This window comes from Sphaerisporangium corydalis, from assembly GCF_025506355.1.
In the GTDB taxonomy this organism is placed as follows: Bacteria; Actinomycetota; Actinomycetes; order Streptosporangiales; family Streptosporangiaceae; genus Sphaerisporangium; species Sphaerisporangium corydalis.
The window spans coordinates 32,965-56,110 of the sequence record NZ_JANZYP010000029.1 but is presented as its reverse complement, the minus strand read 5'-3'; the positions used below and the strand labels follow the sequence as shown (position 1 = coordinate 56,110).

Sequence of the window (23,146 nt, the reverse complement as noted above, 5' to 3'; positions counted from 1 at the left end):
GATGGTTATCGATCACCCGTACAATGCGCCGCACGCTACTCCGTAACGGGACGGATACCCTACGCTGTGCGGCGCGCCCGTGGGTCACTCAGCACCGTAGGCTCGCCTTGACGTGTCCGCACACCCGTAATAGAACACGTTTCAGAAACAAGTTCGGCCAGCGCGCTTGATCAAGCCCTCAGGTGGTCATATGCACATCAACCTCGTCGACCAGGATCACTACGCGCGGGACGGCGTTCCGCACGAGCAACTGCGATGGCTGCGGGCGAACGATCCCGTGTTCTGGCACGAGGGCGACCCGGAGCGCGACTGGCCGGGGTTCTGGGCGGTCACCAAGCACGAGGACGTCGTGCACGTTTCGCGCCACTCCGAGCTGTTCTCCTCCAGCAAGAAGCTGGCGCTGTTCAACGAGGTGCCCGAGGAGCAGCGCGAGCTCCAGCGGATGATGATGCTCAACCAGGACCCCCCGGACCACACCCGCAGGCGGTCCCTGGTCAACCGGGGCTTCACGCCGCGCCAGATCGGCATGCTGGAAGCGCACATCCGCGACATCTGCCACCAGCTCGTCGACGAGGCCGCGACCAAGGGCTCGATCGACTTCGTCACCGACGTGGCGGCGCCCCTGCCCCTCTACGTCATCTGCGAGCTCCTCGGCGCGCCCGTCGAGGACCGCGACAAGATCTTCGAGTGGTCGAACCGGATGATCGGCGCCGAGGACCCCGACTACGCCGGCGCCCCCGACGAGGCCGCGAACGCCGCCGCGCAGGTCTACGCGTACGCCAACCAGCTCGCCGCCGAGCGCCGCGAGCAGCCGCGCGACGACATCGTCACCAAGCTCCTGCAGACCGCGGACAACGGCGAGTCGCTCAGCGAGGACGAGTTCGACCTGTTCATCCTGCTCCTTGTGGTGGCGGGCAACGAGACGACCCGCAACGCGGCCTCCGGCGGCATGCTCTCCCTGTTCGAGAACCCCGCGCAGTGGGATCGCCTCGTCCGCGACCCCTCGCTCGCGCGGACGGCCTCCGACGAGATCGTCCGGTGGGTCTCGCCGGTCAACCTGTTCCGCCGCACGGCGACCCGTGACACCACCATCCGGGACAAGCAGGTCAAGGAGGGCGACAAGATCGTCGTCTTCTACTCCTCGGCCAACCGCGACGAGGACGTGTTCGCCACGCCGTCGGACTTCGACATCGCCCGCGACCCCAACCCGCACATCGGCTTCGGCGGCGGCGGCGCCCACTTCTGCCTGGGCAACCACCTCGCCAAGCTGGAACTCCGCGTCCTCTTCGAGGTCGTCGCCGAGCGCCTGCCCAACCTGCGCCAGTCCGGCGAGGCCAAGCGCCTCCGCTCGAACTTCATCAACGGCATCAAAACCCTCCCCGTAGAAGTCTGACCACCACACGCACGCCCGTCCCCCTACCCCGAGGCACCAGGGGGACGGTTCCGCGTCTCCCTCGACCCGGTCCGCATGGACCGGCTTGGTGTCACGTGAGGACACCGCTGCGAGCGGCGAGACCGCGCAGTTCCGGCGCCGTGCGTCCAGACACCAGCAGACCAGAGATGAGGGACTTCACCGCCGGGCGTGCATGCGTCTCCTCAGGGGCATGATGCTCGGCGGTCAGAAGCGCACGAACACATTCGTCCCGGCGCCCCAACTGGGCGAAGGCCGCGGCGACGTCGGTGTAATAACGAGATCGGCGCTCCACGCTGGGAAGTTTCTGCGGTGCGATCACCCGGGCGGCGCCAAGGGCGGCGGCCGGATCCCCGGCAGAGTTCTCGGCCGAGATGAGATGCAGTTGCACAGTGATCGGGCTGAAACCCCCGCCATGGTCGCGCAGCATGGTCCCGCCGAGTCCGACGGCGATCGCCGCGGCCTCGTCCATTCGGGTTGCCAGAACGTAGCTTTGTGAAAGGAGCGCGTGATCCATTTCGCTGTTGCCGAGCGCGTGCCCGGCGCGGATCAGCCGGGGTAGGCGTACGGCGAGGCTGCCGTAACGGCAAGCATGGAAGTCGGCGAGCGCCCGCGAGAGTTCCGCAGGTAGCTGCTCGGGCGGTGGGTCACCGACCGGGCCGCCGAGGCCGAGCATCGCGTCACGCAGCCCGGCGACGAGTACCTCGCCGAGCAGGGCCTCGTTTGCCTGCGCGGTGCCCCCAAGAATTGGGGAACTCGCGGCAGCGGCGGCGGTGACCGCCAGGTTCGCCAGCAAATTCCGTCGACGCACCGGATCTTCCCCTGACGTTCGAGCTCCCGGGCGATGCTCCCGTATCGCCGATCGCACTCATACCTGTCCCCGCTGATAGCCGAGACCACGCCCCTTTGACCGTAACCTCTGACCGTAGCCTCGCTCGGGCGCCTCTGAACGACGAGGACCGGGGTACGGCAAAGACGGCGCCCGTACGGCGGCGATTGCGGCAAACGCGTGCACGACGCCAAAGCACGCCGCCAGGCCCGGAAAAAACGCCCGAGCCGAAGGCGAGGACCATTCTCCGGGGAACGTCCGTGCAGTATGTACGTACATGCAGTATGTATGTATGATCCTCGTCATGACCTCCTCACCTGACGTCCCGGAGACCGGGACCCCGATGAAGCGGCCCCAGGGCCGAGAGCTCGTCCACGGCCTGGAGGCGACCTACAAGGGCGCGGCCACCCTCCTTGACGGGCTCACCGCCGACCAGTGGCGGGAGCCCACCCGCTGCGAGGGCTGGCAGGTGCGCGACGTCGCCGGCCACATCACCGGGCTGGTCGCGGACGTCATCGCCGGCACCTTCGGCACGCGCACCGCCGACGAGCAGGCCGCCAGCCTGCGCGACCGTACCCCCGGCGAGATGGCGGACCTCATGCGGGCCCCGGCCGGCGTCCTCATCCAGACCCTGAGCACGCTCGACGAGCCGTCCTGGCAGCTCCCGAGCGCGAACCCCGGCCTCACCATCGAGCAGGGCGCCCTCGGCATCTGGCACGACCTCTACATCCACGTCGACGACATCCGGTCGGCACTCGGCCTGCCCTCCGAGCGGGGCGCCGGCCTGGTCGCCAGCGTGGCCAACACCGCCGACCGGCTCCGCCGCGACGGGTACGGCCCCGCGCGCATCCTGGTCGACGGCCTGGACGGCGGGTCAGGGACCGAGGAACTGCTGTTCGGCGACGACGGCGCGGCGAGCACGCCGGTCCGCCTGGACGCCCTCGGCTTCCTCCTCGTCGCCACCGGCCGGACCGACCCCGCCGCCCTCGGCCTCACCGAGGAGGTCAACATCTACCGAGGCTGACGGGACCTACGATGTGGGCATGGCGGGCAGAAATCTCAAGATGGCGCAGGTGACGGCCACCCGCAACCTCAAGGTCGAGCAGGGGGCGGCGACCCGCTTCGCGCTCATACGGGCCGCCACCGAGCTGTTCGCCGAGAAGGGTTACGCCGCCACCTCCACGGCGGAGATCGTCAAGCGCGCCGAGGTCACCCGCGGCGCGCTCTACCACCACTTCGCCGACAAGGACGAGCTGTTCCGTGCCACGTTCGAGTCCATCGAGCTGGAGATCGCCGAGCTGATCAGCGTGGCGGCGGAGAAGGCGGCCGGCCCGGCGGACCGGCTGCGAGCCGGGATGGCCGCCTTCCTCGACACCTGCGTGGATCCCCGGATCCAGCGCATCCTCCTGCTCGAAGGTCCCTCGGTACTCGGGTGGGAGCGATGGCGGCGCTCCGACGACCCGAGATGCGCCCGCGGACTGCTTGTCATCGGGCTGCGGAGCGCCGTGGACGCGGGCGTACTGGCCGACCAGCCCGTGGAACCCCTGGCGGAACTGCTGTACGGCGCCCTGGTCCAGGCCGGCCTCGCCATCGCCGGCTCCCCCGACCCCGAAGCCACCCACCAAGCCATGAACCAAGCCGCCCAACGCCTTCTGACATCCCTCCTCACCCCCGACCCGACCACCACCCCATCCTCCTGACCAGCTAACCCACCCCCACCGCCCACTGCCCCCGCCCGTCGCACCACCCAATCGGGGCGCCGAGGCGGCGGGACGGGGGTACCGCGAATCCGGCGCCTCATACGGCGCCGAGCCCGGCGGAGAAGGTCCTCGCCTCCGGCTCGGGCAGTATTCCCTGGCCTAGCGGCCCTGCCGACCCTTGACACCAAACCGACCCCACTATTCCCACTAGAGGCTGTCCCGTGGACATCCATCACGGGGAGGTGAAAAACCCGGCACACACCTCAGTGAGTGAGCAGGTCGATTACGCCTGTGGTGCCCTCGTTACTGTGGCCGGCAGCGAGGCGGCGCTCCATCAGGGCCATGAATGGGGTCAGTAGCTCGGAACTGACCCCCTGCTCCTCGGCCGTGCGCAGCAGCGTCGAATTGCCCTCGACCATCATGGCGAGGTTGGAAACCACACCCTTGGTGTAGTCGCCGCTCTCCAGATGGCCCGCGACCCCGTACACGTAGGGGGCCATGGCGGTGAGCCAATCGACGAGCAAAGGGGCGAAGTCTTTCGGCGCGATTTCCTCCTTGCGGATCAGCGCGAAAGCGTGCGAGACCCCGGCGAACATTCCGGTCATCGCACTCAGCAATGCCACGTCGTGGAGGGCGGCGAAGCCGGGATCCTCACCGACGTACATGGCGCCGGCCGGGATGGCCAGCGCACCCTGGCGGGCATCGAAAAGGGCGCGAGATCCGCTGTAGAAGACGTAGCCGCCGGATCCCGGCGCGCCGATCATCGGCGGGACCGCCATGATCCCACCGTCCAGGAAGCGGGCGCCACGCTTCTCGGCCCACGCGGCGCGGGCGCGGGCCTGGGCGGGAGTGCCGGTGGTCAGGTTGACCAGGTCCTTGCCCGTCAGATCCACGTCGGACAGAGCCTCGCCGACCGAGATATCGTCGAGCAGGCAGGTGACCACGAGATCGCTCGCGGCCACCGCCTCAGCGGCCGTTCCGGCGACCGTCGCGCCCTCGGCGGCGAGCGGTTCGGCCCGGGTGGAGGTACGGTTCCAAACGGTCAGCGGATGGCCGGCGGCGAGCCACGCACGGGCGAGCACGGTACCCATGGCCCCGAGCCCGAGGAGAGTGAGCCGGGACTTCTCAAAGGTGGTGTCATTCATGCTGGTCAGACTCGTCGCAAGCCCCGGATCGATCAAGTGAGCACTTTGAGGTGCGTGGTTACCTTGGGGTGAGCGAGCAGGCAGGAGGGGTGGGGTCATGGCGATTGGGCGGAGGCCGGGGGCTTACGAGTGCGGGATCGACGCGGCGATGGACGTGATCGCCGGCAAGTGGAAGGTGTTGATCCTCTGGGCACTCAACGAACGGGCGTGTCGCTTTGGCGAGTTGCGCAGGCTGTTGCCGGGAGTGACCGAGAAGGTGCTCGCCTCTCATTTGCGTGAACTGGAGGCGGATGGCATCGTGCACCGCGAGGTGTACGACGAGGTGCCTCCCCGCGTCGAATACTCGTTGACTTCGCTTGGCGTCATGCTCAACGAGGCGCTGGCGCCGCTCGGCGCATGGGGACGGGAGCACATACTCGGCAATATGGAGAAAGTTTCTCATGTCCAGCGCTAAGCAGCGTTCGTGAATCAGGTAACCAATCCCTGTTTTCCCGCCGGACCGGACCCCTCCCAACCCACAACACGTCCGTCTAATGGCGCCGGCTCGGTAGAACGAGGTATGGCGAAATTGGCGCCCCGCGGTCAACCCGTCGAACCCGGCGAACGTGTGCGCGGGGCCAAGCAAGGCCGCTAGGCCCGGAAAAACGCCCGAGCCGAAGGCGAGGACCTTTTCCACTGGGCTCGGCGCCGTATGAGGCGCCGGAATCGCCGTACCCCCGTCCCGCCGCCTCGGCGCCCAGTTGGACGAGCACAGCAGCGGCCGAGAGTACGAGCTGCGCGGGCGGTTTAGGGCCCTTCCAGCAGGTCAGAGGAAGATGATCTCTTCTGTCACGTAGGCCAAGTCGACTGGGCTCGGCCCGAGCTCCCCTCGTTATCGAACATGTGGAAAGCCCATGTCACAGTCCCCTGATGAGCGGCCATGGACGGCGTGTCCGTGTGTGGGAGCACCCCCGGTTCGATAGGTGTGAGGCTCATGATGAACTTGCGTCCGGAGGATCAGCGGCGCTCGAACTCTCCCGCTGAGAGTCGGCGACATGCCCGATACTGGCTGCGTTGCGCGGGGGTGACCAACCCGACGCCGAAGCTGGTGCAGTGGGCCGCCAAGGTCGTGCAGATTGGACGGGGCCGCGACCAGCGCATGATCAAGCTGCCGCGTCCGGCCGTGGCGATGGCTTGGCTGGACATTCTGGGCCAGCCGGTGACCCTGCTCCAGATCGATCGGCTAGCGCCGTGGGTCCAGCGCATCGGCCACGTCACCCGCCAGGAAGTACTGGTCTGGCAGGCGTTGGTCAGCCGCGGTGAGCTGCCCACTCCGGAGGCCGTCGAGCAGGAGGTCTCGGCTCAGAGATCTCAGGTGCCTGACGATCTCGCTGGCCGGACAGGCGAGGTCGTCGCGTTCGTCACAAACTTTGTCGCCCGGCGCAATGTCGGCCCCACCTGGCAAGAGGTCGGGGCGACCTTCGGGTGGTCCCGCCCCGTGGTCGATGCGGCCATCCACCACCTGGCCGAGCGCGGCTTGCTGACTTTCACCGAGACCAAGAGGTCTCTGCGCCCGGGGCCGCGCAGCATCGTGACAGCTTCCTAGTCCTCGACGGCCCCGCCGTTGAGGTGGTCAGCCGACGGGCTGACGGGTGAAAAAGCATCGGATGTAACGCGCTGTCTGGGCCCTCCGCTCCCGCACGTGGCCCCAGCCCCAAAGTAGGCTCTGACCGGCCCTCCGCCCACGAACGTCCTAGCCGCCAGGTACTTCCGTGACTATGCGGGCTTGCCATATTCGGCTGCCCTCGACACGAACAGGCGGCTCGACCTGCTGCCCGCCTGCTACAAACGCAATTCCAAGGAGATGTGCGAGGACAGCGCGCGAAGAAAGCTTGGCGCGTCGAAGATCTCGCCGGCGGAGGCGACGCCGACCGTCCTGGTCTGTCCCGTGAGGATGCGGTGGACCGCCTCCACCGCGAGCGGCGCGGTGACGGCGTAGATGTCCCGGCCGCTCGCCACGGCGCGCCGTTCACCGCCGCCGGAGCGCACGACGACGTCGACGAGGAAGGTCTGCGCGGACCGCCCCCGCTCGTCGACCGAAACCGGCGTCGGTGTGTCCGGGGCCGACAGGTCCCTGGCCGCCTCGACCGTCATGTAGGTGCGCACTTCGGGGATGGACAGGTGGCTGGGAACGGTGACGACATCAGCCATCGTGAACTCCGCGATGACCTCCCGGGGGCCCATCGGGTCGGGGAAGGGCCACTTGAGGGTCGTCGCGTCGTCCTGGCGATAGTCCAGCCGCCCGTTCCTGTACACGACGCGTGCGCCGCCCCGCCGCTGCCGGGAGACCGCTCCCGCGACCCGCGTCCCGTCCGTGGGCTGCCAACCGCTCAGCCCGTACGCGATGTGCGCCTCATCGGCTGCCGTCCAGTCGCCCATCGCCGCGGTGGTCAGCAGGTCGCCGAGGCCGCCATAGAAGGCCATCGCGGGGACGATCACCGCTCCCGCGGCGCGGGCGCGGTCGGTGAAGTGCGCGAACGTGTCGACGTTGGCCTCGATCTCGGCCGCCACGTCCACGTACGCGATCCCGGCGCGCAGTGCCGCCTCGATCACGGGGGCGGCCGTCGTGGCGAAGGGCCCGGCACAGTTGATCACGGCTGCCGCCCCGGCCAGCGCGAGGTCGAGCGAGACCGGATCGCCGACTGACGCCGGCCGGGCCTCGAGTCCGGGCCACGACGCCGCCAACGCCTGTAGCTTGCCGGCGTCGCGGCCGGAGAGAATCGGGACGAACCCGTGCTCCCGCAGCTCCGCCACCACGAACCGCCCGGTGTGCCCGTACGCGCCGAACACCGCTACCATCTGCCCCGATCCCATGTGCTCTCCCCTGTGCTCGAATGATCCACTGCGGACATCCTGACGGCGGCGGGCAGCCGACCGTGAGTGTCCGGAACGCCATGACTCGTACAATTCCGGACATGAACACTGTCGCGCTGGCCGTCACCGACGGCACGCTGCACTTCGAACTGTCCCTGGCACACGAGGTCTTCACCGCCGCCCCGGACGGCGTGACGGTCCCCTGGTACGACGTCACCGTCTGCGGGCCGGTCGCCGTGCAGGTCGGCCGATTCCGGCTGGAGCCCGACCTCGGGCTCGACCGGCTCCGGCACGCCGACACCGTGATCGTCCCCGGAAGGGCCGATATCGACGAGGATCCGCCCGCCGACCTGGTCGACGCGGTGCGCGCGGCTCACGAGGCGGGCGCGCGCGTGGCCTCCCTCTGCACGGGCGCGTTCGTGCTGGCCGCAGCTGGCCTGCTGGACGGAAAGCGCGCGACCACGCACTGGGCGCACACCGAGGCTCTGGCCGCCCGCCACCCCCGGGTGGAGGTCGACCCGGACGTGCTCTACGTCGACAACGGCAGCGTGCTCACCTCCGCCGGCAAGGCCGCCGCGCTTGACCTCTGCCTGCACCTCGTCCGCCTCGACCACGGCGCGTCGATCGCCAACGCCGTCGCCCGCCGCCTGGTCGTACCACCGCACCGGGCCGGCGGCCAAGCCCAGTTTGTCACCACCCCGGTGCCCGCCCAGGACGACCACCCGCTCGCCGCCCTGTTTCCCTGGATCATCGAACGGCTTGACCAGCCGCTGACAGTGGAGGACCTGGCTCGCCGGGCGCGGATGAGCTCACGCCACCTGGGCCGCCACTTCAAAGCGGCGACCGGCACCACCCCCCTGCGATGGCTGTTGACCCAGCGGATCCGCCACGCCCAGGAACTGCTGGAGAAAACCGACGACAGTATCGACACCATCGCAGCGTCCACCGGCATGGGCACCGCCACGACGCTGCGCCGGCACTTCAACCGCACGGTCGGCGTGCCCCCGGACACCTACCGCCGCACCTTCCGCTCACGGCCCCGTTGACCCCCGAGGCCGGCGCCTGCTCGCAACATGCGATTAGCCGCCGACTAGCGACGCGGTCGTGTTCTCCGAAATGCTGAGCTGAGGTTCCCCGACTACTCGCCGGCCGCACCCGCGGGCCTGTCTTCCTCACCGACCGGCGGCCCGGCCCAGCCCGCACTCCAGCCGCAGCCGATCTGTGCCCGGTCACCGGACGCGCCCGCCTGTCCTGCGAACGCGCCGAGTACCTGTTCAAGCAGCTGACCAAGAGCATCGACTCGACCGGTGCCGGCTACACCCTTCACCAACTGCGCCACTCCCGGCTGACCCACCTGGGCGAGGACGGCTGGTCATCCTCCATGCTCATGGCTCTGTCCGGCCATCGGAACCTGCGCTCCCTGGGCATCTACGTCCAACTCACCGACCCCTGGTTCACCGAACGGTGGTGGCCCAGGTCCTGGGGCTACGCAGGCCACAACGAGCCCAACGAACTCAAGGTCATTTCTTACTGGTACCGGTCGACGAGATTGGCGATGGCCGCCTCCGACGAGCTGCCGGGTTCGGTCTGGCCGGTGAAGACGCGCAGCCCTGGTGCGCTGTCGACGGACAGGGTCTCGTGCAGAAGTATCACGTCGCCCACCTCCGGGTGGTGCAGGTAGATGTTCTGGCGGGCCTCGACCCGGACGTCGTGACGTGCCCACATCGATCGGAAATCCTCGCTTTTGAGGGAGAGTTCCCCCACCAGTTCGTGCGTCGCCCGATCGCGGTGGCCCAGGCTCGCCACGGCACGGGCATGGGCCACCTTGGAGATGGCATCCTCTTCCCAGTTCCGGTAGAACGCCCGTGAATCGGGGTTGAGGAATACCAGTCGCAGCAGGTTCTCCCGGTGCTCCATCGCGCCGTAGAGGGCGGTGGCCGCCACATTCCTGGATAGCACGTCCAGCCTGTGGTTCACCACGAAGGCCACGACGTCGTCCCATCTGCCGATCAGCCGCAAGATGTTCGCGCCCACCTCGTCGGAGGGCCTACTGGCCTGGAGATCGTAGGAGGATGGGTGCGCGAGCCGGTACAGATGCGCGCTGGCCTCGTCGTCGAGCTGGAGTACCTGCGCCAGGGCGTGGAGCACCTGGTCCGACGGGCGGCGTTCCCTGCCCTGTTCCAGGCGGATGTAGTAGTCGGTGCTGACCCCGGCCAGCAGGGCGACCTCCTCGCGGCGCAGCCCCGGTGTGCGGCGCCGCCCGGTGGTGGTCAGCCCGACCTGCCCCAAGCTCGTGGCCTGCCGTCGAGCCCGGAGAAACTCCCCAAGCGGCCCTCTAGGCTCCATATCTCCAAGCTACGACATGCCGCAAATCCCAAGATGTCCCCTCACGCCCTCCCAAGGTGATCGGCCGGCGTGCCCGGCCGGCTCACGAGCGGTCTTCGCGGGTGATGTCACGCGGGTCCTTGTCGTCGCGCAGGCCGCGCCAGGAGGGGCGGCGGAGCATGCCCTCGTGGGTCCACTCGGCGTACTGCACCTCTCCGGCCAGCACCGGGTCCACCCAGCGGGCGTGCCTGGCCTGTTCACGGGGCACCGGCCCGTCGAAGGGCGGCGTGGGCCGCGCGAGCGGGGCGAGGATCTCGGTCAGCGTGCCGGCGCGGTACCCCGCGTCCGGTTGTCACTTCAAGGCGATCGACAGCCGAGCGGGCCTTCAGTTCCGGCACGCCGGCAGACAATCTATTATCGGTGAACGACGCTCGCCAGCGTGGTCTCAGGCGCGAAGGCGCGCCGCACGAGATGAGCCGAACAGACATGTCGAAAGCGAGAGGACGTTCGTCGCCGGACGATCCGCGAACCAGTCGATCACGTGACCGCATGATGGCGGCTCTGCGGCACGTCGCACACGAAAACGATCTCACCATATCCGCGGTGAGCTCAGCGGCCGGGATCACCAGAGCGACCTTCTACAACCACTTCGTGAGTCTGGAGGAAGCGGCCTGGCACGCGATTCTCGACAGTTTTGAGCATCTCATGACCCAAGACACCGCCGCGCGACGCGATGGTCTCACCCCCGACGTCGTTGGCGTCGACAGCTTGCGCAAGATCGTCGAACTGCTGCGCGCCAATGGCGAACTCGTGCGTCTGGCCGACAGCTATCAAACGCATTCCGTGCTGCCCGGCCTCGCCGACATCGTGCTGGCCCAGATACATCGCTACCGAGCCGAGTTCGGGGCACCGGCAACGGTGAACTCCGCCGCCGAGGACATCTACATCTCGGCCGGCCTGTATGCCGTGCTGCTCACTGGCGCTAGGGGAGAGCAAGACGCCGCTGACGTCGCGTCTGTCGCGTACTCTCTGCTTCCCGAGTGGATGAGGCGGCCCCGCGGCTAGCGCGGGGCCTTAACGCCTTTCACTCCCGTCTGTTTGACAGACCCTGCATGCCGGGCCCGGGGCCGTTCGTCCGCAGCCGGTGGATCATCGCGAGCGCGTGCACGAGTGGATGAGGCGGCCCCGCGGGTGGCGCGGAGGTCTCGATGCCTCCACGGCCAACTGTTTGACAGGTGTAAAATAGAAGGTACGGTGATGCATCGAGCCACGTGGCAGCGCAACTCGCGCCGAACGTCAGCACATCAACGGGGGGCACCTCACATGATCGACCACGTCTACATCTCGGTAAGCGACCCCGTTCGCTCGCTGGCTTTCTACACCGCGGCCCTCAAGCCCCTGGGGTGGCAGGAGTTCCTCAAGTACGACTCCACCTCGGGCCCCTCCAGCGTGCCCGATCTCTGGGGCCTGATCAGCGAAGGCGGTAACAGCATCTGGCTTCGTCAGCGCACGGCCGGCGAGACCGGGTTCTACCTCGGCCTGGCAGCCGAGGAGCAGGCAACGGTCGACGCCGCCTACGTTGCGGCCTTGCAGGCGGGCGGCAGGGACGACGGTCCTCCCGCGATGCGCACGTACTTCAGCGACGGCTATTACGCCGCGAACGTCATCGACCTCGACGACAACCGGCTCGAATTCGTCCACAAGAGCTGGATCCCGAAAGCAGGAGCCTGAGACCTCCCGCCACAACGACCGGGAGCCTCGGCAGCTAATACTCCAGTGACAGATCGTGATCTCGCTGGTTGTGGCCGCATAGGTACGGCAACGGTAGCTGTCAAACCGTTTGAGACGTATTAGGAAGCTTGTTCTTTATCGGAGTTGGATTCCTCCTTGGCAGGTTCGTTGATCCAGACCGCAGCGGGCAGGCTGGGCGGGGTGGACTTGCGGCGGAACCGGCCCGGGTCCGATGCTCGTCATGCCCCGAGACGAACAACCCGCGCGCCCCGGTCCGCTCCAAGGGCGGGGCGATCGAATAGGTGTACTGGGACACCTGCTCCCCCGGCTGCTGCGCCTGCCCGATGAGACCTCGCGCACCAGCGGCCCGCTGTTCCTGTCGATGCGCCGCCCCGCCCCGGCCCGCCGGCCCGCGGCCGCCGACATCTGCCCGCACACCGGCCACGCCCGCCTGGGCTACGACCGCGCCCGCGTCAAGGGGACGCCGTAGTACTCGCCGGAAAACGGGCGCATATCGCCGACCCGCGGTGAGCTTGTGTCAGGTCCTGGGTCGGGAGCGTGGCGAACTCGGTGTGGGCCTGGTCGACGGCTTCGGGGTAGGCCTGCGTCTTGGCGTGTTCGGCGAGCGCGCGGTAGATGCTGGCCAGGCTCGGGCTTTTTCCTTTGCGATTGCCGGTGGGGGTGATCAGGTCGGGGCGGATGTCCTTGGCATTCGCGTTGGTGGGGCGAGTGTGGGGGGCGGAAGTACGAGCTGCGCGGGCGGTGGTATCCGTGTTGGTGGGGCGAGGGTGTGGGAGGGCGGGAGTACTCCCTGTGTATCTGGGATGGGCGGAAGTACTCCCTGGGGCGTAGCGGATAAGACGCTGCTCGACGGACGACCTGGCGAGGTCGTGTCGGCCACGATCGCGGTACCACCCCCTACCGATGGAGGTACCCCGTGCGCAAGGCCTATGCCGTCCTTGCCGGCCTTCTGCTGCTCTCCGTGGTCGTGCAGTTCTACCTCGCGGCGGTCGGCGCGTTCGACAAGCCACAGGAGGACGGCTCGTTCGCGCTGCACAGCATGACCGGCATGATGATCATCCCGCTGCTCTCCGTGCTCGCCACCGTCGCCGCCGCCATCGCGAAGGCACCAGGCAGGTTGATCGGGATGAGCATCGCCCCGCTCGGCCTGGTCATCGTCCAGGTGCTGATCATCGTGCTGGGCGGCGCGCTGGACGACAGCGCAGGCAACACCACGACCCCGAGCCTGATCGTCCTCGGCCTGCACGCGCTCAACGGACTCGCCATCATGGGGGTCTCCGCCATGGTGTTCCGCCAGGCCAGGCTTTTCGCCGGCGCGACGGCCCCCGGCGAGACCGCACCCGTGCGATGACCGTCGCGAGCCTGACGGCGCTCGACCTGCTCGCCGGGGTCGTCGCCGCCCTGGCGTGGCTCGGCGCGGGCGCCACCGCCGCCACCCGGCGCGCCCGGGTGGCGGCGGCCCTGTTCGCCGTCGCGCTGGTGGCGTCGCTGGCCCGGGTGGGGCTGACGGTGGCGCTCGGCTTCTCCGGGTGGTGGTTCGTCCAGGAGAAGATCACCCTCACCGTGCCACTGCTGGTCGTGGCCGCGCTCGCGGCGACCGTCCTGGCCGCGCCCCGCCTCCTGACGACGGACGCGCTCACGAAGCCGGTCGTCGTGGTGCCGCTGTTCGGAGCCGGGTTCTCGGCGGCGGCAGGGCCGGTGGTCACGCTCCTGGTCGGGTATCCGGCGACGTTGAGCACCGGGCTGCTCACCCTGGCCCTGGTCGGGGTGGCCGTGCTGGTGACCTGGCGGGTCGTCGCGTCTCCCGCCCCGAGGTTGCGGGCGGCGGCGGCCGCGACGCTGGCGGCGGGCCTGCTCGGCGCCGGCCTCGCGTTCGTCCCCGCCCCGGCCACCGACACCGGCGGCGGCCCCCCGGACGCCGGCAGCCCCATGAGCATGGCCCGCACCCACCCGGGCGCCATGGGTCCGGCCGGCATGAGGGCGGTCGACACCAGCGATCGGCCGGGGCGGCCGGTGACCGACCTGCGGGGGCCGGTCACGCCCGCGCCCGGTGGCACGGTGCGCCGGTACACCCTGACCGCCCGGACCGCGACGATCACTCTCTCCTCCGGGCGACGTGTCGAAGCGTGGACCTTCGACGGCCGGGTCCCCGGCCCGCCGGTCACCGCCGCCGAGGGCGACCTGGTGGAGGTACGGCTCCGCAACTCCGACATCGCGGCGGGCGTGACCCTGCACTGGCACGGCTACGACGTGGCCTCCGGCGAGGACGGCGTCCCCGGTCTCACCCAGGAGGCCGTTCTGCCCGGCCGGGAGTTCGTGTACCGCTTCCGCGCCACGCAGGTGGGGACGTACTGGTACCACACGCACGAAGTGTCGGACCGTGGGGTGAAGATGGGCCTCTACGGGACGCTCATCGTCACTCCCCGGACGGCGGCCGACGGGAGCGCCGCCGACCCCGACCACGTCCCACCCACCACCGACCTCGCCTCGCCCACCACCGAACCAACGGCCACCACCGAACCACCGGCCACCGGCAACGTCCCACCCGGAGCCGATCTCGTGCTCCCGGTGCACACCTTCGCCGGGGTGACCGCGCTCGGGGACCAGGACCGGCCGTTCGAGCGGCGGGTGCCGCCCGGCGCCCCCGTGCGGCTGCGGCTGATCAACACCGACGACACCCCGCACCAGTTCGCGCTCGCCGGCACGACGTACCGGCTGGCGGCGATCGACGGCAGGGACCTGCACGGCCCCGGTGAGCTGGGCCGGACCCGGCTTCGGCTGCCCGCGGGTGGCCGGTACGACCTGGTGTTCCCGATGCCACGGCGACCGGCGGCGCTGATCGTGGACGGCCGCGCGGCGAGCCTCCACCTCGTCCCGGACGCCACCGGCACCTCCCCCACCACTGCAACCGACGCCCCCGTCCCAGAAGGCACGCCCGTCACGGACAGCAGTCCGGTCGCACCCAGTGAGACCGCCGGGTGGCCCGAGTTCGACCCGCTGTCGTACGGCACGCCCGCCGCCACGCCGTTCGACGCGGGCAGCCGCTTCGACCGCCGGTTCACCCTCGTCCTCGACCGGGGCCTGACGTTCACCGGCGGCCGGCCGCTGTACGCGCAGACGGTCAACGGCCGGGCGTTCCCCTCCATCCCCACCCAGATGGTGCGCGAAGGCGACCTCGTCCGCTTCACCGTGGTCAACCGGGGCGGCGACACCCACCCCTGGCACCTGCACGGGCACACGATCCTGGTGCTGTCCCGCGACGGCCGCCGCCCGGCGGGCAGCCCCCTGTGGCTGGACACCTTCGACGTGCGGCCCGGGGAGGTCTGGGAGGTGGCCTTCCGCGCCGGCAACCCCGGGATGTGGATGAACCACTGCCACAACCTGGCCCACGCCGACCTGGGCATGGCCCTGCACCTCGCCTACGAGGGCGTCACCACGCCGTTCCACGGCGCCCACGGCGGCTGACCACACGCGCAAAGCGGGGCAGGACAATTCCGGCCGCCCACGAAACCGGACCGTACTCCCGCCGGGCAGAACGATCCCGGCCGCTCATAAAACCGGGCAGGGCCGGGTCACGGCCAGGAGGAGTCCTGCTCCAGGTCGTCGCCGTTGGACAGCAGGCGCATGTCGGACTCGACCATCATCGCGACGAGCTCCTCGAAGGGCACCGACGGTTCCCAGCCGAGCTGGACCCGCGCCTTCTTCGGGTCGGCGCACAGCAGGTCCACCTCGGCGGGCCGGTGCAGGGCCTGGTCGCCGACGACGTGGCGTTCCCAGTCGAGCCCGGCGGCCTCGAAGGCGGCGACGACCAGCTCGCGGACGGACTGCGTGCGGCCGGTGCCGATGACGAAGTCCTCGGCGGTCCCGGCCTGGAGCATCAGGTACATGGCCTTGACGTAGTCGCCGGCGTAGCCCCAGTCGCGCCGGGCCTCCAGGTTGCCCAGCCGCAGCTCGGTGGCCAGGCCCAGCTTGATCCTCGCGACGCCCAGCGTCACCTTGCGGGTGACGAACTCGGCGCCACGCCGGGGCGACTCGTGGTTGAACAGGATCCCGGATACGGCGAACATCCCGTAGGACTCGCGGTAGTTCTGGGTGAGGAAGTGCCCGTACGCCTTGGCCACGCCGTACGGCGAGCGGGGGTGGAACGGGGTGCGCTCGTTCTGCGGCGTCTCGCGGACCTGGCCGAACATCTCCGAGGAGGAGGCCTGGTAGAACCGGATCTGCCCCGGACCCGAGCCCCGGGAGGCGGTGATCCCCGAGCAGACCCTGATCGCCTCCAGCATGCGCAGCACGCCCATGCCCGTCACCTCGGCCGTCAGCTCGGCCTGCTCCCACGACATGGGCACGAACGAGATGGCGCCCAGGTTGTAGACCTCGTCGGGCTGAACACGTTCCACAGCGGAGATCAGCGAGCCCTGGTCGAGAAGGTCGCCCCGGACGAGCTGGACGTCCCCCAGCAGCTTGCGCACCCGCGAGACGCGGGGATTGGCCTGCCCGCGCACCAGCCCCCAGACGTCGTATCCCTGGTCCAGCAGGTGCTCGGCGAGGTAGGAGCCGTCCTGCCCGGTGATGCCAGTGATCAGCGCACGCCTGGCCAACGGGTCCTCCTTGTTCTTCGGACTCGGCGGCTCGGGTGGCCCTCGTCCGAAACTTTGAGCTGTAAGACGCGAATGTACCGTCATGGGCCCCGGCAAGCGCTATGGGATGCCCATGATCCTGGGCGCCCAGACCGTAGAACACGTTCTACCGAGCGGCGCTCGGTCGGCCTAACTTCGCAGTTCGCGATGCGTGAGGGTGATATGAGGCACAATTCCATATTAAAGATGAGTCCACTACCAGATGGTAGGGTTCGCGGCTAAGATCGGCTTTCGCGGTGTGTGCCCCATGCGGGCGGCTGCCGGAGCACCGCTCACGAAAAGGGGTGTCCGTGGAGGTTCCAGACGACGCGCGGGAGCACGAGGCCAGCGGAGGGGACCAGGACGCCGTGACGCCCGGTCCGGACGGACGATCCCCCGAAGGCCCGCTGCGCATCGCCCTCCTGTCGTACCGGAGCAAGCCCACCTGCGGCGGCCAGGGCGTCTACCTGCGCCATCTCAGCCGCGAGCTCGTCGCGCTCGGGCACTACGTCGAGGTGCTGTCCGGCCCTCCGTACCCCGAGCTGGACGAGGGCGTCGTCCTCACCAAGATCCCGAGCCTCGACCTCTACCGCGACGAGGACCCCTTCCGCACCCCCGGCCTGTCGGAGTACCGCGACTGGATCGACGTGCTGGAGGTCGCCACGATGTGGACGGCCGGGTTCCCCGAGCCGCTGACCTTCAGCCTGCGTGCGCTGCGCGAGCTGAAGAAGCGCCAGGGCGACTTCGACGTCGTCCAGGACAACCAGACGCTCGGCTACGGCCTGCTCGGCATCCAGAAACTCTTTCCCGTCGTCGGCACCATCCACCACCCGATCAGCGTCGACCGCCGCATCGAGCTGAAGGCCGCGCCGTTCCGCAAGCAGCTCTCGATGCGCCGCTGGTACGGCTTCGTCCGCATGCAGAGCCACGTCGCGCCCCGGCTGAAGCCGATCCTCACGGTGAGCGAGTCCAGCCTCGCCGACATCCACCGCGACTTCAACGTCCCGCAGAACAACATGCGGCTCATCCCCCTGGGCGTCGACACCCGGTACTTCCACCCGCGCCCGCACCTGCCCAAACGCAAGGGCTCGATCGTCGCCGTGGCGAGCGCCGACTCCCCCATGAAAGGGGTCGCGACCCTGCTGCGCGCGGTCGCCAAGCTCGCCACCGAACGCGACGTGAACCTGACCGTCGTGAGCAAGCCGACCGCCGGCGGCCCCACCGAGAAGCTGGTCCAGGAACTGGCCCTTGGCGACCGCGTCCGCTTCGTGCACGGCATCTCCGACGACGCGCTGGGCGAGCTGATCGCGACCTCCGAGATCTCCGTGGTGCCCTCGCTGTACGAGGGCTTCTCGCTGCCCGCCGTTGAGCACATGGCCTGCGGCACCCCGCTGGTCGCCAGCCGTACGGGCGCGCTGCCCGAGGTCGTGGGCGACGCGGCGGTCCAGGTCCCGCCGGGCGACCCCGAGGAGCTGGCGTCGGTGCTGCGCAGGCTGCACGACTCCCCCGAGGAGCGGGAGCGGGTCGGCCGGGCCGGCTACGAGCGGGTGATGGAGCGGTACACCTGGCACGTCGTCGCCAAGCGGACCGTCGAGGCGTACCGCGAGGCCATCGAGGCCCGCGCGAAGGCGAAAGGGGAGCGGTAAGTGCTGACCGTCGACTTCGGGAAGCTCCCGGTCGGACCCGGTGTACGCGTGCTCGACCTCGGGTGCGGCGGTGGCCGCCACGCCTTCGAGGTGCTGCGGCGCGGCGCCGACGTCGTGGCGTTCGACCAGGACGCCGCCGAGCTGAAGACCGTCGCGAACATGTTCGCCGCCATGGACAAGGCGGGCGAAGTGCCCCCGGAGGCGACCGCCGACACCGTGACCGGCGACGCGCTCGCGATGCCGTTCCCCGACGCCTCGTTCGACCGGGTGATCGCGGCGGAGGTGCTGGAGCACATTCCCGACGACATGGCGGCGATGCGCGAGATCCACCGGGTGCTCAAGCCGGGCGGCCGGGCCGCGATCACCGTGCCGAGCTTCCTGCCCGAACGCATCTGCTGGGCGCTGTCCGAGGCGTACCACACGGCCCCCGGCGGGCACATCCGGATCTACACGCTGGCGGAGCTGACGGCCAAACTCAAGGCGACCGGCCTGGAGATCGGCCCGCACCACCACGCCCACGGCCTGCACTCCCCGTACTGGTGGATCAAGTGCGCGGTCGGCGTGAACGACGACGACCACCCGCTGGCCAAGGCCTACCACGAACTGCTCGTCTGGGACATCATGAAGCGCCCCGCGGCCACCCGGATCGCCGAGGCCGTGCTCAACCCTCTCATCGGAAAGAGCGTGGTCGTCTACGTCCGGAAGCCCGCTTGACCCCGCACGGCCGGGCCGTCCCGGCCGTACCCGGGATCATCACAGCGGAGCAGGTCGTCCAGACCGCGCGGAGCATCGCCGCCGTCCAGGAGGCCGACGGCGGGGTGCCCTGGCCGGAGGGGCACGTCGACGCCTGGAACCACGTCGAATGCCTGATGGCCATGACGGTCGCCGGGCTCACCGCCGAGGCCAGGAAGGGTTACGACTGGCTGGCCCGGGTCCAGCGGGACGACGGCGCGTGGCCGATGCGGATCGTGGGCGGCGAGCCCGCCGAGCGCAACGGCGAGAGCAACCACGCCGCGTACGTCGCCGTGGGCGTGTGGCACGAACTGCTGGTCACCGGCGACCCGGCCTTCGCCCGCGCGATGTGGCCCGTCGTCAGGAAGGCCCTCGACTTCGCCGTCGGCCTGCAGACCCCGCGCGGTGAGATCGTCTGGGAGCGCGCGGCCACCGGCCTGCCCGCGGACTACGCCCTGCTGACCGGCTGCTCCTCGGTCTACCAGGGGCTCCGCTGCGGGGTCCTGCTCGGCGAGCACCTGGGCGACCCGCAACCCGACTGGGAACTGGCCGCCGACCGGCTCGGGCACGTGCTCGCCGCCCACCCGGAGGCGTTCGCCGACAAGAGCCGGTTCTCGATGGACTGGTACTACCCGATCCTCGGCGGCGCGGTGCGCGGGACCGCGGCGATCGAGCGGCTGGAGGAGGAGTGGGACACCTTCGTGGTGTCCGGGCTCGGCATCCGCTGCGTGTCCGACCAGCCGTGGGTGACCGGCGCGGAGTCCTGCGAGCTGGCCCTCACCCTTGACGCGATCGGCGACCGGGACCGCGCGCTGGCGCTGTTCCGCGACATGCAGCACCTCCGGCACGACGACGGCTCGTACTGGACGGGCTGGCAGTTCGTCAACGAGCAGTGGTTCCCGAACGAGCAGTCGGCCTACACCGCCGCCGCCGTCATCCTGGCCGCCGACGCCCTCTCCGGCGCGACCCCGGCCGCCTCCCTGTTCCGCGACGCCGGCCGCCACACCATCCCCGCCACCAACCCCGAAACCTGCGGCTGCTCCCACACCTCCACCCACGCGTGAACACCCCTGGCCCAAGGCAATGTCCTCGCCCAAGGCTCGGGCAGTATCTCCCAGGTGGGCTCCGCCCCCTTCGACCCCCGAACTTCGCCCCAGGTCCGCCCGTCCATACCTTGATCTCGGCAGGCCAGACTCAGCGAGACCGTCTTCACGCTCGGAGCCTTGCGACCACCGCAACTCACGGTAAAAATCTACCCACGAAAAGTTACCGTCCCCACACTTGGCGGAAGATAAGAAACTTATTATACTGGCGTGCATTGGCAGATAAAAATCGTTCCCGAGGTCCGCGAGTGGCTGCATGGACTTCGGAGGTCCGATCGGCAGACACTCTCGCTGGTCACTGCAGCCTTGGACCGCTTGGCGGAGGACGGCCCCGGCATGGGACGACCCTTGGTCGATACGCTCCGCGGTTCAACCATTCGCAACCTCAAGGAACTCCGGCCCGGATCCAGCGGACGAAGCGAAGTGCGATTGCTCTTCGTTTTCGACCCCTGGCGCCAGGCCGTCTTCCTGGTGGTAGGAGACAAATCCGCTGACTGGGACAATTGGTATGACGTGGCGATAAAGGAAGCAGAAGCACGCTTCGCGCGGCATATCGAGGAGAGGAAGTAATGAGCGATCAGGAGATGAGCTGGGAGGACCTGCGTGCCGAGCTGATCCGTCCGGAGGACGAGCCGGAGGTCGCCAGGTTTCGCGAGGAGCTTGTAGCGCGGCAGCGTGCGTATCAACTGGCGGAGGCCCGGAAAGAGCGCGGGCTGCGCCAAGAGGATGTCGCCGCGGCGATGGGCGTCTCGCAGGCACGTATCTCCCAGATCGAGAACGGAGTGATCAGCGAAGTGGCCACTCTGGCCGGCTACGTCGCGGCCCTAGGTGGACAACTGAAGATCGTCGCCGACTTCGGTGAGTCCGTCATGGTGCTCGACACGCCACGCGGACGTCGCGCGGGCTGACCAAGGTAGAGGCCGGCCGCACGGCTGAGCACTACGGCGGCTTGCTGCCGCCCTCGCCCGTGTGCGGCTTATCGTCCGGGCCTGAGCGGGTCGGCCGGAACGTCGGCGCGGGTGCCTACTTTCCTGTGAGGAAAATAGGTGCTACTTTCCTCTTAGGAAAGCAGCCACGGCGAACAAGGACCCCCCATGAACGCTCAGGACGCACAGACCGCCCTCCATGACATCCGCCGCCTACAGGACAAGACCCGCGACGAGCTCGCCCGCCAGCTCTTCTCCCTTCCCTACATGGCCCTCATGGCCGTGGGCCTGTTCATCGGGTACGCATCGTCCGACCTCCCGGGTTCCTGGGACGATGTCGCTGTCGTGCTCGGATTCGGCCTGTTCATAGGAGTGGTGGTCGTGCAACATCTACGCATGTGCAGGGCCTCGGTGCGCCCGCGCTTCCTGTGGGTGCCCGAACGCCTGGAGCTGGTTTTCTACCTGAGCTGGGCGGCCAGCCCTCTGGTGTTCTTCCTCGTGGCCAGGTGGGTGGCCGAGGCCCTCGGCCTGCCCGCGACGGACACGCTCGCCGCGGCCGTCACGGCCCTGGCGTACGTCGCGGCCACGCCGCTGTTCCGCGGGATCGTCAAGTCGATCATGCAGCGGCAGGACGGGCGAGGCTGATGGACCCGTCCTTCGACGAGTTCCTGCACGTCCCGGCTCGGCTGTCGATCGTGGCGCTGCTGGCGCCGGCCGGCTGGGTGGACTTCGGCTTCCTGCGCGACACGATCGAGACCAGCGACTCGGCCCTGTCCAAACAGGTCTCCGCGCTGGCCGGCGCCGGATATGTCTCGGTGCGCAAGACGCAGGACAACGGCACCCGGCGCACCCACGTACAGCTCACCCCGGAGGGCCGGGAGGCATTCCAGCGGCACGCGGCCGCCCTGGAACGGATCGTTGAGGCCGCGCGCACCCCGGTGGAGCGGGTGACCGCACCGGACGCGAGAACCCGATGACCCGGCCGGACGAGCCCGAACGCCTTGCGTCTTTTCCACGAAGGTGGAACACGTGCGATTAACGGCAATGCGCTCGCATTCTCCGCGTCAGCGAAATAAAGGTGTGAAGGGGTATCTCCTGCCCCTATGGTCATAGCGTGACGAAGCTCAACCAGATCCTGGCCGTGGAGAAGGGCGTCAAGTCCGACGTTCAGCGCAAGGTGACCGATGCCTACCACGCGATTCAGAAGACGCCCCTGCTCTCGGGGATCTCCCGGAGCTACCAGCCGATCGACGACGAAGGCGAGCAGCTTCCGCCCGAGTCGACGCGGGTCCAGGTGCAGGCCGAGCAGGTCCTCCGGGAGGTCGGCGCGACGCTGACCCGGCTGTTCGACGTGACCGCGACCAAGGACGTGGCGAACTGCTCGGCCAGGGGCGACGTGAAGGTCGACGGGGTCGTGCTCCTCGAAGCCGTCCCGGTGACCTATCTGCTGTTCCTGGAGAAGCAGCTCGTCGACCTGCACACGCTGATCTCCAAGCTCCCGACGCTCGACCCGTCGGAGTCCTGGACGCTGGACGAGAACACCGACACCTGGCGCACCGAGGCCGTGAAGACCACGCGCACCAAGAAGGTGCCGCGCAACCACGTCCTCGCGGAGGCCACCGACAAGCACCCCGCGCAGGTGCAGGTGTTCACCGAGGACGTCGTCGTCGGCTACTGGACGAAGGTCGCCTTCTCCGGCGCCCTTCCGCAGCGTCGCGTCAACGAGCTTCTGGGCCGGCTGCAGAAACTCCAGGACGCGGTGAAGTACGCTCGCGAGGAGGCGAACGGCATCGAGATCGTCGACCAGCGGATCGGCGAGAAGGTGTTCGGCTACCTCATCGGATGACCCCACAGACCCCCCGGCGCGAGCCGGGGTGCGCCAGGAGCGCAAGCTGAGAATGAGGCTCAACCTGATCTACGGCCCCAGTGGAGGTTCGATTCCTCTCCCCAACACCACGGGTTGGGGTAGCCCAATGGCAGAGGCAGCCGCTCAAGTTCAGATTCTCGCTCCAGACTCAGCATCGCCGTCGAGTGTCAGATCAACCGGGTGAAGGCAGTGATTGTCGAGATGCGGGTTCGATCCCCGCTGGGTGCTCCACACGCGCCCA

At 68.9% G+C, this 23,146-nt stretch carries 25 protein-coding genes and 1 pseudogene; 20 read left to right on the top strand and 6 right to left on the bottom strand.

The annotated features are described in order from the left end of the window. Positions 1 to 190 precede the first annotated feature (190 nt). The gene (locus NYZ98_RS20680) at positions 191 to 1,393 is read left to right on the top strand and encodes a cytochrome P450 (RefSeq protein ID WP_262844479.1); all 1,203 of its coding nucleotides are present in this window, start codon (positions 191 to 193) and stop codon (positions 1,391 to 1,393) included. 91 nt (positions 1,394 to 1,484) lie between these two features. On the opposite strand, the gene NYZ98_RS20675 is transcribed toward NYZ98_RS20680, so the two are convergent. After that, positions 1,485 to 2,222: a hypothetical protein gene (locus tag NYZ98_RS20675; RefSeq protein WP_262844478.1), complete on the bottom strand. Its 738-nt coding sequence runs from the start codon at positions 2,220 to 2,222 to the stop codon at positions 1,485 to 1,487. Between the two features lie 322 nt (positions 2,223 to 2,544). Between NYZ98_RS20675 and NYZ98_RS20670 the strand changes: the two genes are divergently transcribed. Together NYZ98_RS20670 and NYZ98_RS20665 are read left to right on the top strand one after the other, a co-directional pair. Then, positions 2,545 to 3,264: a maleylpyruvate isomerase family mycothiol-dependent enzyme gene (locus NYZ98_RS20670; protein ID WP_262844477.1), complete on the top strand. Its 720-nt coding sequence runs from the start codon at positions 2,545 to 2,547 to the stop codon at positions 3,262 to 3,264. A gap of 19 nt (positions 3,265 to 3,283) precedes the next feature. Beyond that, positions 3,284 to 3,940 (top strand): TetR/AcrR family transcriptional regulator, encoded by a 657-nt coding sequence (locus NYZ98_RS20665; RefSeq protein WP_262844476.1) that lies wholly within the window; start codon positions 3,284 to 3,286, stop codon positions 3,938 to 3,940. A 263-nt stretch (positions 3,941 to 4,203) separates the two neighbouring features. On the opposite strand, the gene NYZ98_RS20660 is transcribed toward NYZ98_RS20665, so the two are convergent. Further along, the gene (locus NYZ98_RS20660) at positions 4,204 to 5,085 is read right to left on the bottom strand and encodes an NAD(P)-dependent oxidoreductase (protein WP_262844475.1); all 882 of its coding nucleotides are present in this window, start codon (positions 5,083 to 5,085) and stop codon (positions 4,204 to 4,206) included. A gap of 97 nt (positions 5,086 to 5,182) precedes the next feature. Here NYZ98_RS20660 and NYZ98_RS20655 point away from each other — a divergent pair, with 97 nt between their 5' ends. Both NYZ98_RS20655 and NYZ98_RS20650 read left to right on the top strand, forming a co-directional pair. Next, on the top strand, positions 5,183 to 5,539 hold the full coding sequence (locus NYZ98_RS20655; protein ID WP_262844474.1) for a winged helix-turn-helix transcriptional regulator: 357 nt from the start codon (positions 5,183 to 5,185) through the stop codon (positions 5,537 to 5,539). Between the two features lie 609 nt (positions 5,540 to 6,148). After that, positions 6,149 to 6,670 (top strand): hypothetical protein, encoded by a 522-nt coding sequence (locus NYZ98_RS20650; protein WP_262844473.1) that lies wholly within the window; start codon positions 6,149 to 6,151, stop codon positions 6,668 to 6,670. A 236-nt stretch (positions 6,671 to 6,906) separates the two neighbouring features. Here the strand turns inward: NYZ98_RS20650 and NYZ98_RS20645 are convergent, their stop codons facing one another. Continuing rightward, a complete protein-coding gene (locus NYZ98_RS20645; protein WP_262844472.1) occupies positions 6,907 to 7,938 on the bottom strand; it encodes a saccharopine dehydrogenase family protein in 1,032 nt (343 codons plus the stop codon). Between the two features lie 101 nt (positions 7,939 to 8,039). Between NYZ98_RS20645 and NYZ98_RS20640 the strand changes: the two genes are divergently transcribed. Further along, positions 8,040 to 8,984, top strand: a complete 945-nt coding sequence (locus tag NYZ98_RS20640; RefSeq protein ID WP_262844471.1) for a GlxA family transcriptional regulator — start codon at positions 8,040 to 8,042, stop codon at positions 8,982 to 8,984. Positions 8,985 to 9,157: 173 nt separating this feature from the next. Next, a pseudogene (locus NYZ98_RS20635) lies at positions 9,158 to 9,370 on the top strand (tyrosine-type recombinase/integrase); the annotation flags it as partial. 95 nt (positions 9,371 to 9,465) lie between these two features. On the opposite strand, the gene NYZ98_RS20630 reads toward NYZ98_RS20635, so the two are convergent. Together NYZ98_RS20630 and NYZ98_RS20625 are read right to left on the bottom strand one after the other, a co-directional pair. Then, positions 9,466 to 10,284 carry a helix-turn-helix transcriptional regulator gene (locus NYZ98_RS20630; protein WP_262844470.1) on the bottom strand — a complete coding sequence of 273 codons (819 nt, stop codon included), beginning with the start codon at positions 10,282 to 10,284 and terminating at the stop codon, positions 9,466 to 9,468. An 82-nt stretch (positions 10,285 to 10,366) separates the two neighbouring features. Beyond that, a complete protein-coding gene (locus NYZ98_RS20625) occupies positions 10,367 to 10,576 on the bottom strand; it encodes an ATP dependent DNA ligase (RefSeq protein WP_262844526.1) in 210 nt (69 codons plus the stop codon). A gap of 107 nt (positions 10,577 to 10,683) precedes the next feature. On the opposite strand from NYZ98_RS20625, the gene NYZ98_RS20620 reads away from it, so the two are divergent. The 5 genes from NYZ98_RS20620 (at position 10,684) to NYZ98_RS20600 (ending at position 15,480) form a co-directional block, all read left to right on the top strand. Then, positions 10,684 to 11,328, top strand: a complete 645-nt coding sequence (locus tag NYZ98_RS20620; protein ID WP_262844469.1) for a TetR/AcrR family transcriptional regulator — start codon at positions 10,684 to 10,686, stop codon at positions 11,326 to 11,328. A gap of 258 nt (positions 11,329 to 11,586) precedes the next feature. Continuing rightward, complete coding sequence (locus tag NYZ98_RS20615; protein ID WP_262844468.1) at positions 11,587 to 11,994, top strand: VOC family protein; 408 nt, start codon at positions 11,587 to 11,589, stop codon at positions 11,992 to 11,994. A gap of 241 nt (positions 11,995 to 12,235) precedes the next feature. Then, positions 12,236 to 12,484, top strand: coding sequence for a hypothetical protein (locus tag NYZ98_RS20610; protein WP_262844467.1), 249 nt, complete (start codon positions 12,236 to 12,238; stop codon positions 12,482 to 12,484). A gap of 447 nt (positions 12,485 to 12,931) precedes the next feature. After that, positions 12,932 to 13,366, top strand: a complete 435-nt coding sequence (locus NYZ98_RS20605) for a DUF6220 domain-containing protein (RefSeq protein ID WP_262844466.1) — start codon at positions 12,932 to 12,934, stop codon at positions 13,364 to 13,366. After that, positions 13,363 to 15,480, top strand: coding sequence for a multicopper oxidase family protein (locus NYZ98_RS20600; protein ID WP_262844465.1), 2,118 nt, complete (start codon positions 13,363 to 13,365; stop codon positions 15,478 to 15,480). The genes NYZ98_RS20605 and NYZ98_RS20600 overlap by 4 nt, the downstream gene beginning before the upstream one ends. Positions 15,481 to 15,587: 107 nt before the next feature. On the opposite strand, the gene NYZ98_RS20595 is transcribed toward NYZ98_RS20600, so the two are convergent. Then, positions 15,588 to 16,613, bottom strand: coding sequence for a GDP-mannose 4,6-dehydratase (locus NYZ98_RS20595; protein ID WP_262844464.1), 1,026 nt, complete (start codon positions 16,611 to 16,613; stop codon positions 15,588 to 15,590). Between the two features lie 425 nt (positions 16,614 to 17,038). On the opposite strand from NYZ98_RS20595, the gene NYZ98_RS20590 reads away from it, so the two are divergent. The 8 genes from NYZ98_RS20590 to NYZ98_RS20555 all read left to right on the top strand — a co-directional run bounded on the left by NYZ98_RS20590 (position 17,039) and on the right by NYZ98_RS20555 (position 22,884). Next, positions 17,039 to 18,277, top strand: a complete 1,239-nt coding sequence (locus tag NYZ98_RS20590; protein ID WP_380707098.1) for a glycosyltransferase family 4 protein — start codon at positions 17,039 to 17,041, stop codon at positions 18,275 to 18,277. After that, on the top strand, positions 18,278 to 18,991 hold the full coding sequence (locus NYZ98_RS20585) for a class I SAM-dependent methyltransferase (protein WP_262844463.1): 714 nt from the start codon (positions 18,278 to 18,280) through the stop codon (positions 18,989 to 18,991). Beyond that, entirely contained in the window at positions 18,988 to 20,073 is a 1,086-nt protein-coding gene (locus tag NYZ98_RS20580) for a prenyltransferase (RefSeq protein WP_262844462.1), read from the top strand. The genes NYZ98_RS20585 and NYZ98_RS20580 overlap by 4 nt, the downstream gene beginning before the upstream one ends. Before the next feature lie 249 nt (positions 20,074 to 20,322). Next, the gene (locus NYZ98_RS20575) at positions 20,323 to 20,682 is read left to right on the top strand and encodes a type II toxin-antitoxin system RelE/ParE family toxin (protein ID WP_262844461.1); all 360 of its coding nucleotides are present in this window, start codon (positions 20,323 to 20,325) and stop codon (positions 20,680 to 20,682) included. Next, positions 20,682 to 21,020 carry a helix-turn-helix domain-containing protein gene (locus NYZ98_RS20570; protein WP_262844460.1) on the top strand — a complete coding sequence of 113 codons (339 nt, stop codon included), beginning with the start codon at positions 20,682 to 20,684 and terminating at the stop codon, positions 21,018 to 21,020. The genes NYZ98_RS20575 and NYZ98_RS20570 overlap by 1 nt, the downstream gene beginning before the upstream one ends. Before the next feature lie 186 nt (positions 21,021 to 21,206). Then, complete coding sequence (locus tag NYZ98_RS20565) at positions 21,207 to 21,683, top strand: hypothetical protein (RefSeq protein WP_262844459.1); 477 nt, start codon at positions 21,207 to 21,209, stop codon at positions 21,681 to 21,683. Further along, positions 21,683 to 22,015: a winged helix-turn-helix domain-containing protein gene (locus tag NYZ98_RS20560; RefSeq protein WP_262844458.1), complete on the top strand. Its 333-nt coding sequence runs from the start codon at positions 21,683 to 21,685 to the stop codon at positions 22,013 to 22,015. Before NYZ98_RS20565 ends, NYZ98_RS20560 begins: the two co-directional genes overlap by 1 nt. A 137-nt stretch (positions 22,016 to 22,152) precedes the next feature. Beyond that, entirely contained in the window at positions 22,153 to 22,884 is a 732-nt protein-coding gene (locus tag NYZ98_RS20555; RefSeq protein WP_262844457.1) for a DUF7873 family protein, read from the top strand. Positions 22,885 to 23,146 lie beyond the last annotated feature (262 nt).

What these genes read in the sequence shown, in the direction of transcription:
- NYZ98_RS20680 (WP_262844479.1), top strand. Translation starts at nt 191, where the DNA reads ATGCACATCAACCTCGTCGACCAGGATCACTACGCGCGGGACGGCGTT.
- NYZ98_RS20670 (WP_262844477.1), top strand. Translation starts at nt 2,545, where the DNA reads ATGACCTCCTCACCTGACGTCCCGGAGACCGGGACCCCGATGAAGCGG.
- NYZ98_RS20665 (WP_262844476.1), top strand. Translation starts at nt 3,284, where the DNA reads ATGGCGGGCAGAAATCTCAAGATGGCGCAGGTGACGGCCACCCGCAAC.
- NYZ98_RS20660 (WP_262844475.1), bottom strand. Translation starts at nt 5,085, where the DNA reads ATGAATGACACCACCTTTGAGAAGTCCCGGCTCACTCTCCTCGGGCTC.
- NYZ98_RS20655 (WP_262844474.1), top strand. Translation starts at nt 5,183, where the DNA reads ATGGCGATTGGGCGGAGGCCGGGGGCTTACGAGTGCGGGATCGACGCG.
- NYZ98_RS20645 (WP_262844472.1), bottom strand. Translation starts at nt 7,938, where the DNA reads ATGGGATCGGGGCAGATGGTAGCGGTGTTCGGCGCGTACGGGCACACC.
- NYZ98_RS20640 (WP_262844471.1), top strand. Translation starts at nt 8,040, where the DNA reads ATGAACACTGTCGCGCTGGCCGTCACCGACGGCACGCTGCACTTCGAA.
- NYZ98_RS20630 (WP_262844470.1), bottom strand. Translation starts at nt 10,284, where the DNA reads ATGGAGCCTAGAGGGCCGCTTGGGGAGTTTCTCCGGGCTCGACGGCAG.
- NYZ98_RS20615 (WP_262844468.1), top strand. Translation starts at nt 11,587, where the DNA reads ATGATCGACCACGTCTACATCTCGGTAAGCGACCCCGTTCGCTCGCTG.
- NYZ98_RS20610 (WP_262844467.1), top strand. Translation starts at nt 12,236, where the DNA reads ATGCCCCGAGACGAACAACCCGCGCGCCCCGGTCCGCTCCAAGGGCGG.
- NYZ98_RS20600 (WP_262844465.1), top strand. Translation starts at nt 13,363, where the DNA reads ATGACCGTCGCGAGCCTGACGGCGCTCGACCTGCTCGCCGGGGTCGTC.
- NYZ98_RS20570 (WP_262844460.1), top strand. Translation starts at nt 20,682, where the DNA reads ATGAGCGATCAGGAGATGAGCTGGGAGGACCTGCGTGCCGAGCTGATC.
- NYZ98_RS20565 (WP_262844459.1), top strand. Translation starts at nt 21,207, where the DNA reads ATGAACGCTCAGGACGCACAGACCGCCCTCCATGACATCCGCCGCCTA.
- NYZ98_RS20560 (WP_262844458.1), top strand. Translation starts at nt 21,683, where the DNA reads ATGGACCCGTCCTTCGACGAGTTCCTGCACGTCCCGGCTCGGCTGTCG.